Genomic DNA, 12,774 nt, shown 5'->3' with positions numbered 1-12,774 from the left:
TTTATGAGTAACAACCTCGACCAGCTCACTGATTGGTTGAAAGACCACAAGATCACAGAAGTCGAATGCATGATTGGCGATCTGACCGGTATCACCCGGGGCAAGATCTCGCCGACCAACAAGTTCATCGCCGAAAAAGGCATGCGCCTGCCCGAGAGCGTGCTGTTGCAGACGGTCACCGGCGACTATGTCGAAGACGACATCTATTACGAGCTGCTCGATCCTGCCGACATCGACATGATCTGCCGCCCTGACCAGAATGCTGTATTCCTCGTGCCCTGGGCCATCGAGCCCACGGCGCAGGTGATCCACGACACCTACGACAAGCAAGGCAACCCGATCGAGCTGTCGCCGCGCAACGTCTTGAAGAAAGTCCTGAAGCTCTATTCCGATCGCGGCTGGCAGCCCATCGTCGCGCCGGAGATGGAGTTCTACCTGACCAAGCGCTGCGAAGACCCGGACTTCCCGCTGCAGCCGCCCATCGGCCGCTCCGGTCGCCCGGAAACCGGCCGCCAGTCGTTCTCCATTGAAGCCGCCAACGAATTCGACCCGTTGTTCGAAGACGTCTACGACTGGTGCGAGCTGCAGGAACTGGACCTCGACACCCTGATCCACGAAGACGGCACGGCGCAGATGGAAATCAACTTCCGTCACGGCGATGCCCTGTCCCTGGCCGACCAGATCCTGGTGTTCAAGCGCACCATGCGCGAGGCCGCGCTCAAGCACAATGTAGCGGCGACCTTCATGGCCAAGCCCATGACCGGCGAACCCGGCAGCGCCATGCACCTGCACCAGAGCATCATCGACATCAATACCGGCAAGAACGTCTTCTCCAATGAAGACGGGACCATGAGCCAGCTGTTCCTGCACCACATCGGTGGTTTGCAGAAGCTGATTCCCGAGCTGTTGCCGCTGTTCGCACCGAACGTCAATTCGTTCCGCCGCTTCCTGCCCGACACGTCGGCGCCGGTGAACGTGGAGTGGGGCGAAGAGAACCGCACCGTGGGCCTGCGCGTACCGGATGCCGGCCCGCAGAACCGCCGGGTGGAAAACCGCTTGCCGGGCGCCGACGCCAACCCTTACCTGGCGATTGCCGCGAGCCTGCTCTGCGGTTTTATCGGCATGGTCGAGGGGATCAATCCGAGCGCGCCGGTGGTCGGTCGTGGTTACGAGCGCCGCAACCTGCGCCTGCCGCTGACCATCGAAGACGCGCTGGAGCGTATGGAAAACAGCGCCACCGTCGAAAAATACCTGGGTAAAAAATTCATCACTGGCTACGTCGCGGTCAAGCGGGCCGAGCATGAAAACTTCAAGCGCGTGATCAGCTCATGGGAGCGGGAATTCCTGCTGTTCGCCGTCTGACACACCGGGCGCCGCGGCCGCAAGCGGCGCCCCACTGACTCTAGGAGAGCCGTATGACCAGCAACAACCCGCAAACCCGTGAATGGCAAGCCCTCAGCAACGATCACCACCTGGCCCCGTTCAGCGATTTCAAGCAGCTGAAAGTGAAAGGCCCGCGGATCATCACCACCGCCAAGGGCGTTTACCTGTGGGACAGCGAAGGCAACAAGATCCTCGACGGCATGGCCGGCCTGTGGTGCGTGGCCATCGGTTACGGTCGCGATGAACTGGCGGACGCTGCGGCCAAGCAGATGAAAGAACTGCCGTACTACAACCTGTTCTTCCAGACCGCCCACCCGCCGGTGCTGGAGCTGTCCAAGGCCATCGCCGACATTGCCCCTGAAGGCATGAACCACGTGTTCTTCACCGGTTCCGGCTCCGAAGGCAACGACACCATGCTGCGTATGGTCCGCCACTACTGGGCGATCAAGGGCCAGCCGAACAAGAAAACCATCATCAGCCGGGTCAACGGCTACCACGGTTCCACCGTGGCCGGCGCCAGCCTGGGCGGCATGACCTACATGCACGAACAGGGCGACCTGCCGATCCCGGGCATTGTTCACATCCCGCAGCCCTACTGGTTCGGCGAGGGTGGCGACATGAGCCCCGAAGAGTTCGGGGTCTGGGCCGCCAATCAGCTGGAAGAGAAGATTCTGGAAATCGGCGTGGATAACGTCGGTGCCTTTATTGCCGAGCCGATCCAGGGCGCCGGTGGCGTGATCGTGCCGCCGGAAAGCTACTGGCCGCGCATCAAGGAAATCCTCGCCAAGTACGACATCCTGTTCGTCGCCGACGAGGTGATCTGCGGTTTCGGGCGGACCGGCGAATGGTTCGGCAGCGACTTCTACGGCCTCAAGCCGGACATGATGACCATCGCCAAGGGCCTGACCTCGGGCTACATCCCGATGGGTGGCCTGATCGTGCGCGACGAAGTGGTCGCGGTATTGAATGAAGGCGGCGATTTCAACCACGGCTTCACCTATTCCGGGCACCCGGTGGCGGCGGCCGTGGCCCTGGAAAACATCCGCATCATGCGTGATGAAAAAATTATCGAACGCGTTCATGCAGAAACGGCACCTTATTTGCAGAAACGTCTGCGCGAACTCAACGATCACCCCCTGGTGGGCGAAGTTCGTGGAGTGGGTCTGCTGGGCGCCATCGAGCTGGTTCAGGACAAGGCGACACGGGCGCGGTATGTGGGCAAGGGCGTCGGCATGATCTGCCGTCAGTTCTGCTTCGACAATGGCCTGATCATGCGCGCCGTGGGCGACACCATGATCATCGCTCCACCGCTGGTGATCAGCCACGCGGAGATCGATGAACTGGTGGCCAAGGCACGCAAGTGCCTGGATCTGACCTTGAGTGCGCTGCAAGGCTAAGTGCTAGGCTCTGGGCGGAGTATCTCGCGGTACTTTCGCCCTGAGCAGTTATAAAGGATGGGTCTTTCCTTGAAAGCCTGCCTTGGATCTTGCCAGACTACCCGCTGTTTTTAGTTGCCCGGGAATCGGCCGCCGGCTCTTGGTTAACAAGAATGTGGTTAAAAAGAATAATTGGAGCATTACGCATGAAGGCATTAGGTATGAAGATAGCTGGCAAGACCCTCCTCGCGATCTCCCTGATGGGCGCAATCGCTGGCGCAGCCCAGGCCGATGACAAGGTTCTGCACGTTTACAACTGGTCCGACTACATCGCACCGGACACCATCAAGAAGTTTGAAACCGAATCCGGTATCAAAGTCGTGTACGACGTGTTCGACAGTAACGAAACCCTGGAAGCCAAGTTGTTGGCCGGCAAGTCCGGTTACGACATTGTGGTGCCGTCCAACAACTTCCTGGCCAAACAGATCAAGGCCGGTGTCTACCAAGAGTTGGACCGTTCCAAACTGCCTAATTGGAAAAACCTCAACGAATCCTTGCTCAAGGCCGTATCCGTCAGCGACCCGGGCAACAAACACGCCTTCCCTTACATGTGGGGCTCGATCGGTATCGGCTTCAATGCCGAGAAGGTCAAGGCTGCATTGGGCGCCGATGCACCGACCAACTCCTGGGACCTGCTGTTCAAGCCTGAGAACGCAGCCAAGTTGAAGTCGTGCGGCATCAGCTTCCTCGATTCGCCCACCGAGATGATTCCGGTGGCACTGCACTACCTGGGCTATCCAACCGACAGCCAGGACAAGAAACAACTGGCCGAAGCTGAAGCCCTGTTCCTGAAGATCCGTCCTTCGATCGGCTACTTCCACTCTTCCAAGTACATCTCTGACCTGGCCAACGGCAACATCTGCGTTGCGGTCGGTTACTCGGGCGATATCTACCAGGCCAAGTCCCGCGCTGCCGAAGCCGGTGACAAGGTCAAAGTCAGCTACAACATTCCGAAAGAAGGTGCTGGCAGCTTCTACGACATGGTCGCCATCCCCAAAGATGCGGAAAACGTCGACGGCGCCTACAAGTTCATGACCTTCCTGCAGAAGCCGGAAATCATGGCCGAGATCACCAACGCCGTGCGTTTCCCCAACGGTAACGCGGCTGCAACCGCCCTGGTCGATAAAGACATCACCAGCGACCCAGGCATCTACCCGTCAGCGGAGGTGCAGGCCAAGTTGTATGCGATTGCCGACTTGCCGGCCGCGACCCAGCGGATCCTGACGCGCAGCTGGACCAAGATCAAATCCGGTAAATAACGCAAACCTGTAGCCGCTGCCCAAGGCTGCGATGGCCCCGAAAGGGGCCTGGCGCTGATGAAAGCAGGGTTTTCTTGGTCAGCGCTGGCAGCCTGCCAGCAGCGGCTACATCGGTTTTGCCGTAATTAAATGACAGAAAGTTTTGCTGGAACGGTTTATCGAGGGTAAGTTGCGCGCCGGTTTTGTTGCCGGGCAGCTTCGGGCTGTCATGTGACACGGGGCAACTTGGGCCCAACTATTTAGAGGACCTCCACTTGCCTATTTCTTTATTTCGCAAAGCCTTGCTGGTCGGCGCCGGACTGACGCTGGCCGTCAGTGTCCAGGCAGCACCTACCGTGCATATTTATAACTGGTCCGACTATATCGGTCAGAGCACTCTGGCGGACTTTGAAAAAGCCACGGGCATCAAGCCGGTCTATGACGTGTTCGACTCCAATGAAACCCTGGAAGGCAAGTTGCTGGCCGGGCATACCGGCTATGACGTGGTGGTGCCGTCCAATCACTTTCTGGGCAAGCAGATCAAGGCCGGGGCTTTTCAGAAGCTCGACAAGGCGCAGTTGAGCAACTATTCCAACCTCGACCCGGTGCTGCTCAAGCGCCTGGAGAAGAACGACCCGGGCAACCAGTACGCCGTGCCTTACCTGTGGGGCACTAACGGCATCGGTTACAACGTGGAGAAGGTCAAGGCCGCGCTGGGCGTCGACAAGATCGATTCCTGGGCCATGCTGTTCGAGCCGGAAAACATCAAGAAGCTGTCCGGCTGCGGCGTGGCCTTCCTCGATTCAGCCGATGAAATGCTGCCGGCGGTGCTCAACTACATGGGCCTGTCGCCCAACAGCCAGAACCCCGAAGACTACAAGAAGGCCGAGGCCAAGTTGCTGGCCGTGCGCCCCTACGTGACGTACTTCAACTCTTCCAAGTACATCTCCGACCTGGCCAATGGCGAGATCTGCGTCGCGGCCGGTTTCTCCGGTGATGTATTCCAGGCCAAGGCCCGTGCGGCAGAGGCCGGCAAGGGCGTGGAAATCGCCTACGTGATCCCCAAGGAAGGCGGCAACCTCTGGTTCGACATGCTGGCCATCCCGCGGGATGCCGGCAACGTCAAGGAGGCCCATGCCTTTATCAACTACCTGCTCAAGCCTGAGGTCATCGCTCAGGTCAGCGACGCCGTCGGTTACGCCAACCCCAACCCCAAGGCGGGCGAGCTGATGGACCAGGCAGTACGAACCGACGAGGCGGTTTACCCAGCGCAAGCCATCGTCGACAAGCTGTACGTCAACTCCGAGTTGCCGCCCAAGATTCAACGTCTCATGACCCGTAGCTGGACCAAGGTCAAGTCGGGTAAATAGCTTCAAAGGCTCAAACTATCCAAGGCTCGCCTGTATCGGGCGAGCTGCAAATTTTGTTGGGAGTTTCGCAAATGGCTGTTGCCTCCGGCGCCTACAAGAAAGCCCTCGAGGGCGACCAGACACCTAAGCAGGTGTTGGTCAAAATCGACCGGGTCACGAAGAAGTTCGACGAGACGATTGCCGTGGACGACGTGTCCCTGGAAATCAAGAAAGGCGAAATCTTCGCCTTGCTCGGCGGATCGGGTTCGGGCAAATCCACCTTGCTGCGCATGCTCGCAGGCTTCGAGCGGCCGACCGAGGGGCGAATCTTCCTCGATGGCGTGGACATCACCGACATGCCGCCCTACGAGCGGCCGATCAACATGATGTTCCAGTCCTATGCGTTGTTCCCGCACATGACCGTGGCCCAGAACATTGCCTTCGGCCTCAAGCAGGACAAGATCCCGGCGGCGGAAGTCGACGCCCGGGTCGCGGAAATGCTCAAGCTGGTGCAGATGAGCCAATACGCCAAGCGCAAGCCGCACCAGCTCTCCGGTGGCCAGCGCCAGCGCGTGGCCCTGGCTCGCTCCCTGGCCAAGCGTCCGAAACTGCTGCTGCTCGATGAGCCGATGGGTGCCCTGGACAAGAAGCTGCGTTCGCAGATGCAACTGGAGCTGGTGGAGATCATCGAGCGCGTCGGCGTGACCTGCGTGATGGTGACCCACGACCAGGAAGAGGCCATGACCATGGCCGAACGCATCGCCATCATGCACCTGGGCTGGATCGCGCAGATCGGCAGCCCGATCGACATCTACGAAACCCCGGTCAGCCGCCTGGTCTGCGAGTTCATCGGCAACGTCAACATCTTCGAAGGTGAAGTGATCGACGACGCCGAGGGCCACGCCACCATCACCTGCAAAGACCTGGATCGCCAGATCTACGTCGGCCACGGCATCAGCACCTCGGTGCAAGACAAGTCGGTGACCTACGCCATTCGCCCGGAAAAACTGCTGGTCACTGCCGAAATGCCGACCTGCGAATACAACTGGTCCAGCGGCAAGGTGCACGACATCGCCTACCTGGGCGGACACTCGGTGTTCTACGTCGAGCTGCCGAGCGGCAAGCTGGTGCAGTCGTTCGTGGCCAACGCCGAGCGCCGTGGCGCCCGTCCGACCTGGGGTGACCAGGTCTACGTGTGGTGGGAAGACGACAGCGGCGTGGTACTGCGCTCATGAACATGCGAAAGCTCAAACGCCGACTCAATCGAATAATTCCCGGTGGCCGTCAATTGGTCATCGGGGTCCCGTTCATCTGGCTGTTCCTGTTCTTCATGCTGCCGTTCTTCATTGTCCTGAAGATCAGCTTCGCTGAAGCCGATGTGGCTATCCCGCCGTACACCGAGATCTACAGCTACGTCGACCAGAAGGTGCAGTTGCTGCTGAACCTGGGCAACTACTCGATGCTGGGCGACGACGAGTTGTACATCGCCGCCTACCTCGGCTCGCTGAAGATGGCGTTTTTCAGCACCATCCTCTGCCTGCTGATCGGCTACCCGATGGCCTACGGCATCGCCACGGCGCGCAAAGAGATCCAGACCGTGCTGGTGCTGCTGATCATGATGCCGACCTGGACCGCGATCCTGATCCGCGTCTATGCCTGGATGGGCATCCTCAGCAACAACGGCCTGCTCAACGGCATCCTGATGGGCATGGGCTGGATCAACGAGCCGCTGCAGATCCTCAACACCAACATCGCGGTGTACATCGGCGTGGTCTATTCCTACCTGCCGTTCATGATCCTGCCGCTGTACGCGAACCTGGTGAAGCACGACCACAGCCTGCTGGAAGCCGCGTCGGACCTGGGTTCAAGCACCTTCAACAGCTTCTGGAAGATCACCATCCCACTGTCCAAGAACGGCATCATCGCCGGCTGCATGCTGGTGTTCATCCCGGTGGTGGGCGAGTTCGTGATCCCGGAACTGCTGGGCGGCCCGGAAACCCTGATGATCGGTAAAGTGCTCTGGCAAGAGTTCTTCAACAACCGTGACTGGCCGGTGGCGTCGGCCCTGGCGGTGGTGATGCTGGCGATCCTGATTGTGCCGATCATCCTCTTCAACCGTAGTCAGGCCAAAGAGATGGAGGGCAAAGAATGAAGCGCTTCAGTTTTTCGACCCTGATGCTGGTACTCGGCTTGCTGTTCATCTACCTGCCGATGCTGATCCTGGTGATCTACTCGTTCAACGCCTCGAAACTGGTGACGGTCTGGGGCGGCTGGTCGATCAAGTGGTACGTCGGCCTGCTGGACAACACCCAACTGATGGGCTCGGTCCTGCGCTCCCTGGAGATCGCCTGCTACACGGCGATCGCCGCGGTGGCGCTGGGGACCCTGGCGGCGTTCGTGCTGACCCGGATCACCCACTTCAAGGGCCGCACGCTGTTCGGCGGCCTGGTGACCGCGCCGTTGGTGATGCCCGAAGTGATCACCGGTCTGTCGCTGTTGCTGCTGTTCGTGGCCATGGCACAGATGATCGGCTGGCCCCAGGAACGTGGCCTGGTGACCATCTGGATCGCCCACACCACCTTCTGCTCGGCCTATGTGGCGGTGGTGGTGTCGGCGCGTCTGCGGGAGCTGGACCTGTCCATCGAAGAGGCGGCCATGGACCTCGGGGCACGGCCGTGGAAGGTGTTCTTCCTGATCACCATCCCGATGATCGCGCCCTCCCTGGCAGCCGGCGGCATGATGTCGTTCGCCCTGTCTCTGGATGACCTGGTACTGGCCAGCTTCGTATCCGGCCCGGGTTCCACCACCTTGCCGATGGAAGTGTTCTCGGCGGTGCGCCTGGGGGTCAAACCGGAAATCAACGCCGTGGCCAGCCTGATTCTGCTGGCGGTGTCCCTGGTGACCTTCCTGGTCTGGTTCTTCAGCCGCCGCGCCGAAGAAGCGCGCAAGCGGGCGATCCAGCAGGCCATCGAAGAAAGCGCGGCCGATTCCTGGAAACAGCCTGACGTCCGTCGGGCCCAGGCGCCGGAAGCCGTTTAAGCCCAAGCAATGCCATAAACGCCCCTGTCGAAGGGGCGTTTATGTTTCTGCCGTGGGCCCCGGTTCAAGAGCTCCAGGGCGACTGGCGGATCACCTCGACAAAATTCAGCGGCTTGAAACCGGGCTCGCTGTCCACCAGCACATCGGCGTTCACCGTGCCGAAGGTGCTCAAGGGCTTGTGTTTGAAGCCCTCGGCGAACGCACAGAGGATGCATTCCTTGAAGCCTTCGCCCCGAGGGTGCGCGTGGACCACGGCCTCGCGTTGCGCGGCCGGAAAGGCCGCGTAATCGATGCCCAGCACGTCCATCTCGACACCAGCGGTGACCAGCGCCACGTTCGGCCGCAAATGCTCGGTGACCCCTGGCGTGGTGTGCAGGGCGATGGACAGCCAGACCTGCTCTAGATCATCGTCGTTCAGGCCGTAAGGCTGGAGGAAGGCCTTGGCTGCATTGGCGCTGTCCACTTCAAAACGGTGCTCGGCACTGCGCAGGCCTTCGACCAGGCCCAGGTCGTGGAACATCGCGCCGACGTACAGCAACTCCGGGTTGTAGGCCAGTTGCCGGCGTTCGCCACTCAGGGCGCCGAACAGGAACACCCGGCGCGAGTGGTGGTACAGCAGGTCGGGCTCGAGGTCGCGGATGTATTCGGTGGTGGCCCGGGCTAGGGCGCTGTCGGGGATCGGGATGCCGGCGATGCGGTTGCTCATGGGGTGGTCCTCGGGCGCCGGGGCGGCGCTGATGGAGCCAGTCTGTTCCCCAGCCCCATGGCGGACAATCGAGCCATGGCTGCGATCCCGGCCAATCGGCGTGCATTTCGTGCCAGCTCGCTTACTGGCCGGTGATTCGCTAGGGTTATGCCCCGTCGCCCCAGGCTGGATTCCAGCCTCTGGTCCCCCCTTCAACTCCCGGCAGGTGATCGATCCCATGGGCAAAAGCGTTGCCATCGTTGTATTTCCCGGGGTGCAGTCCCTGGACGTCACCGGGCCCATGGATGTGTTTGCCGAGGCCAATCGCTTCCTGGCCCCCGAGGCCCATTACCGGTTGCAGGTCATCGGTGTCGAGCGCGGCCTGCTGGCTTGTTCCAATGGGCTGACGCTGCAGGCGCACCGGCATTTCAGCGAAGCCGACGCCCACTACGACCTGCTGCTGGCGGCGGGCGGGCCCCAGTTGCCGTTTCTGGATTTCGGCCCGCAGTTCGACGCCTGGCTGCGGCAGGCGAGCCTGGGCGCTGGCGGGTTTGGCTCGATCTGCAATGGCGCGTTCATGCTGGCCCGGGCCGGCCTGCTGGAGGGGCGCACGGTCACCACCCACTGGAACGACGCCACGGCCCTGGCGGCGCTCTGTCCCTCGGCCCGGGTCGAGGCCGATCGGCTGTATGTGCAGGATGGCGAGCTGTTCACCTCGGCCGGGGTCACGGCCGGGATCGACTTGTCGCTGTACCTGCTGGCCCGTGATCACGGCGCCGAAGTGGCCCTGAGCGTGGCCAAGCGCCTGGTGGTGTTCACCCAGCGCGGGGGCGGGCAGTCGCAGTTCAGCCCGTTCCTCACGCCCCACGCCGAAGCCACTTCGGCGGTGGCGCTGGTGCAGCACTACGTGCTGGCCAACCTCAATGGCGACCTGAACATCGCCGACCTGGCGCGAGCGGCCAACATGAGCGCGCGCAACTTTTCCCGCGTCTTTGCCCGCGAGGCCAAGGTCACTCCGGCGGAGTTCGTCGAGCGCGCCCGGTTGGACGCGGCGCGGGTGATGCTCGAAAGCACCCGCGCGCCGCTCAAGATCGTGGCCTATCAATGCGGCTTCCGCGATGCCCAGCACATGCGCAGCGTCTTCAACCGCCGCCTGGGGGTAACGCCGCAGCAGTTTCGCCTGAACTTCGCCACGCCGGCCTGAGTGAGCGGCGCCGAGCGTCAGTGCGCCGGGCGTGCCGGCAGCAGTTTCAGGGTGCTGCGGGTATTGGCGAGGACTTCTTCTTCGCTGAAGTGCGCCTGCTGGTAGACCCCTTCGATATAGGCTTCGGCCTGGTCCTGGTAGTGCTTGTCGAAGGGCACGCCACTTTGCCCGACCGGGTTGATGGTCAGGCTGTGGGCCGCGTCGGCGAAGTCGATGATGCGCCGGGTCGACGGGCCGTAAGTCACCGGCCAGGGCGCCGGGCCGATTTTCGAGGTCTGGTTGTTCGGCACTTCGTGGGCCCCGGGGGCGGAAAACGGGCCAACATTGAGCACCCGCTCCAGGGGCTTCTGCGTGCCCAGCGGGTGGCCGTGGGTCAAGGTGTGGGCATCGCCCCAGCGCCACTGGGCCGGGTCGTCGCCCAACGTGCGCTTGAGGTGGTCGATGCTGGCGCGCCAGGCCAGCTTGAGGGTGTCGGCGCGGGTTTCCCGTTGCGGCGTCAGGCGGTTGTCCCACCAGGGCGAGTTGGCGTCGGCGGTCAGGCGCGGCAGGGCGGCATCGATGACCCGGGTGGTGAGCAGGGTGTCGAACAGCGAGTCGCCCAACTTTTCATGGAACGCCGCATTGGCCAGCTCGAACAGCAATTGGTTGAACAGGGTGGCGCTGGTGGACTGCACTGGGTAGTCGCCGGGCCATTGCGCCAGTTGCTCCACCAGTTTCAGCTCCTGGGGATCGCTGACCAGGCTGCGCAGCTCCGGCAGCAGCGGAGCCAGTAAACGCGGGCCGTAGGCGGTGGTGGTGCCCAGTTGCAGCTTCTGGCTGGCGTCGATGTCCCACTTCACGGTTTTGTCACTGAGTTGCCGATCCAGCTGCTGGCCACGGTCGGACAGGTTGTAGTACCCGGGGATCTCCATCCCGCTGGGCGACACCGGCTGGAAGTTGGCCGAGACGATGTAGCCGCGTGCCGGGTTCTCTTCCTGGGGGTTGGCGCTGAACGGGTAGAAGCCGTCCTTGTCGGCCAGCGTGCTGCTGCCGTCGAGGATAAAACTCGGGGTGGCCCCCAGCGGACGCTTGGGCAACAAGGCCGCGGCCCACCAGCCGATATCGCCGCGGGCGTTGGCCCAGACGATATTCAGGCCGGGCGCCTGGACCTTGCTCGCGGCGCTGCGGGCCTTGGCCAGGGTGTCGGCGCGGTTGAGCTGGTAGAAACCTTCGAGGATCGGGTTGGGGGTTTCCAGAAACGCCCACCACATGGCGATCGGTGTCTGGCCGGCGTTGGCGCCAAGGGCGTCGTTGACGATCGGGCCATGGGGCGACTGGCGCAGCACCAGGGTCACCGGGGCCTGGCCCTTGACCGCGATCTGTTGCTCGCTGCTGATGAGGTCGACCCATTGATCGTGGTAGCGCACCTGGTTGGGGTTGTCCGGGTTGACCTTCTCCGCGATCAGATCGAGGTCGTCGTTCTGGAACATGGTCAGGCTCCAGCCGAAATCCAGGTTGTGCCCGAGGAACGCAAAGGGCACCAGGGCCTGGTGGTGGCCGTACAGCTCGAAGCCCGGCGCCGAAAGCTGCGCCTCATACCACACCGCAGGCACCGAGAAGCGAATGTGCGGGTCTCCGGCGAGCAATGGCTTGCCGCTTTTGGTGCGGCTGCCGGCGATCGCCCAGGCATTGCTGCCCTCGAACTGCGGCAGGCCGGCATCTTCCAGGGCCTGACGGCTGAGTTGGGCGAGGGCGCCCAGGCCCTGCCAATCGCGGGCGGAAAGGGCCGGGGCCGGTGGGGTCTTGTGGTTTGCCAGCACGCCCTTGGGCTGCCAGTCGAGGTCGAAGACTTTCAGGTAGTCGCTGCCCAGCTGATCGCGCACATAGGTCAGCACCGGTTCGGTGCGAAAGGCTGCGGCAAAGCTGTAGGCCATGTAGCCGGCGACGCTGATGGTGTCTTCGGCGGTGAAGGGCCGCTTGGGGATGCCCAGCACGTCGAACTCGATCGGGCTGGCGTGGCTGTCCTGATACTGGTTGATGCCGTCCAGATAGGCTTGCAGCGCCTTCCAGGCCGGCGACTCTCGATCCAGCGCCGCCACGTAGCGGGCTGCTCGTTCGCGAATGCGCAGGCTGCGAAACAGTTTGTCGGTGTCCACCAGCTTGGGCCCCAGCACCTCGGCCAGTTCGCCGCGGGCCAGGCGGCGCATGGCTTCCATCTGGAACAGGCGGTCCTGGGCATGGACATAGCCGAGGGCGCGGTACAGGTCGGTTTCGTTTTCGGCGCGGATATGGGGTACGCCGCGCTCGTCATAGCGCACGGTGACCGAGCCCTGGAGGCCGGCCAGTTCGACCTGGCCCTGGCGTGAAGGCTGCTTGCTGTACAGGTAGCCGCCGGCCCCGGCGGCAAGGGCGAGGATCAACACGGCGAGTACGCGCAAGCTGCGTTTCATGGAGGCTCCTG

General features: G+C 62.2%; 10 protein-coding genes. 8 read left to right on the top strand and 2 right to left on the bottom strand.

What is annotated here, in order from left to right:
* Positions 1-3: 3 nt before the first annotated feature.
* From CF161_RS07155 to CF161_RS07125, 7 genes are all read left to right on the top strand, one after another.
* The gene (locus CF161_RS07155; RefSeq protein WP_020295895.1) at positions 4-1,362 is read left to right on the top strand and encodes a glutamine synthetase family protein; all 1,359 of its coding nucleotides are present in this window, start codon (positions 4-6) and stop codon (positions 1,360-1,362) included.
* Between the two features lie 53 nt (positions 1,363-1,415).
* Entirely contained in the window at positions 1,416-2,780 is a 1,365-nt protein-coding gene (locus tag CF161_RS07150) for an aspartate aminotransferase family protein (protein ID WP_020295894.1), read from the top strand.
* A 200-nt stretch (positions 2,781-2,980) separates the two neighbouring features.
* Positions 2,981-4,078 carry a polyamine ABC transporter substrate-binding protein gene (locus tag CF161_RS07145; RefSeq protein WP_020295893.1) on the top strand — a complete coding sequence of 366 codons (1,098 nt, stop codon included), beginning with the start codon at positions 2,981-2,983 and terminating at the stop codon, positions 4,076-4,078.
* A 254-nt stretch (positions 4,079-4,332) separates the two neighbouring features.
* On the top strand, positions 4,333-5,427 hold the full coding sequence (locus tag CF161_RS07140; RefSeq protein WP_020295892.1) for a polyamine ABC transporter substrate-binding protein: 1,095 nt from the start codon (positions 4,333-4,335) through the stop codon (positions 5,425-5,427).
* A 71-nt stretch (positions 5,428-5,498) separates the two neighbouring features.
* Positions 5,499-6,641 (top strand): ABC transporter ATP-binding protein, encoded by a 1,143-nt coding sequence (locus CF161_RS07135; protein ID WP_020295891.1) that lies wholly within the window; start codon positions 5,499-5,501, stop codon positions 6,639-6,641.
* A gap of 35 nt (positions 6,642-6,676) precedes the next feature.
* Positions 6,677-7,558, top strand: coding sequence for an ABC transporter permease subunit (locus CF161_RS07130; RefSeq protein WP_177326759.1), 882 nt, complete (start codon positions 6,677-6,679; stop codon positions 7,556-7,558).
* A complete protein-coding gene (locus tag CF161_RS07125) occupies positions 7,555-8,445 on the top strand; it encodes an ABC transporter permease subunit (RefSeq protein WP_020295889.1) in 891 nt (296 codons plus the stop codon). Before CF161_RS07130 ends, CF161_RS07125 begins: the two co-directional genes overlap by 4 nt.
* Positions 8,446-8,509: 64 nt before the next feature.
* On the opposite strand, the gene CF161_RS07120 is transcribed toward CF161_RS07125, so the two are convergent.
* The gene (locus CF161_RS07120) at positions 8,510-9,151 is read right to left on the bottom strand and encodes an HD domain-containing protein (RefSeq protein WP_020295888.1); all 642 of its coding nucleotides are present in this window, start codon (positions 9,149-9,151) and stop codon (positions 8,510-8,512) included.
* A gap of 217 nt (positions 9,152-9,368) precedes the next feature.
* On the opposite strand from CF161_RS07120, the gene CF161_RS07115 reads away from it, so the two are divergent.
* Positions 9,369-10,334 carry a GlxA family transcriptional regulator gene (locus CF161_RS07115; protein ID WP_020295887.1) on the top strand — a complete coding sequence of 322 codons (966 nt, stop codon included), beginning with the start codon at positions 9,369-9,371 and terminating at the stop codon, positions 10,332-10,334.
* 17 nt (positions 10,335-10,351) lie between these two features.
* Here the strand turns inward: CF161_RS07115 and CF161_RS07110 are convergent, their stop codons facing one another.
* Positions 10,352-12,763 carry a penicillin acylase family protein gene (locus CF161_RS07110; protein ID WP_020295886.1) on the bottom strand — a complete coding sequence of 804 codons (2,412 nt, stop codon included), beginning with the start codon at positions 12,761-12,763 and terminating at the stop codon, positions 10,352-10,354.
* Positions 12,764-12,774: the final 11 nt, after the last annotated feature.

The sequence above is a fragment of the Pseudomonas sp. CF161 genome (genome assembly GCF_000416215.1).
Classification (GTDB): domain Bacteria; phylum Pseudomonadota; class Gammaproteobacteria; order Pseudomonadales; family Pseudomonadaceae; genus Aquipseudomonas.
This window is presented reverse-complemented; position numbering and strand designations above follow the sequence as displayed.

Coding starts and splice junctions, on each gene's coding strand:
- CF161_RS07155 (WP_020295895.1), top strand. CDS start 4: ATGAGTAACAACCTCGACCAGCTCACTGATTGGTTGAAAGACCACAAG.
- CF161_RS07135 (WP_020295891.1), top strand. CDS start 5,499: ATGGCTGTTGCCTCCGGCGCCTACAAGAAAGCCCTCGAGGGCGACCAG.
- CF161_RS07145 (WP_020295893.1), top strand. CDS start 2,981: ATGAAGATAGCTGGCAAGACCCTCCTCGCGATCTCCCTGATGGGCGCA.
- CF161_RS07115 (WP_020295887.1), top strand. CDS start 9,369: ATGGGCAAAAGCGTTGCCATCGTTGTATTTCCCGGGGTGCAGTCCCTG.
- CF161_RS07120 (WP_020295888.1), bottom strand. CDS start 9,151: ATGAGCAACCGCATCGCCGGCATCCCGATCCCCGACAGCGCCCTAGCC.
- CF161_RS07110 (WP_020295886.1), bottom strand. CDS start 12,763: ATGAAACGCAGCTTGCGCGTACTCGCCGTGTTGATCCTCGCCCTTGCC.
- CF161_RS07150 (WP_020295894.1), top strand. CDS start 1,416: ATGACCAGCAACAACCCGCAAACCCGTGAATGGCAAGCCCTCAGCAAC.
- CF161_RS07125 (WP_020295889.1), top strand. CDS start 7,555: ATGAAGCGCTTCAGTTTTTCGACCCTGATGCTGGTACTCGGCTTGCTG.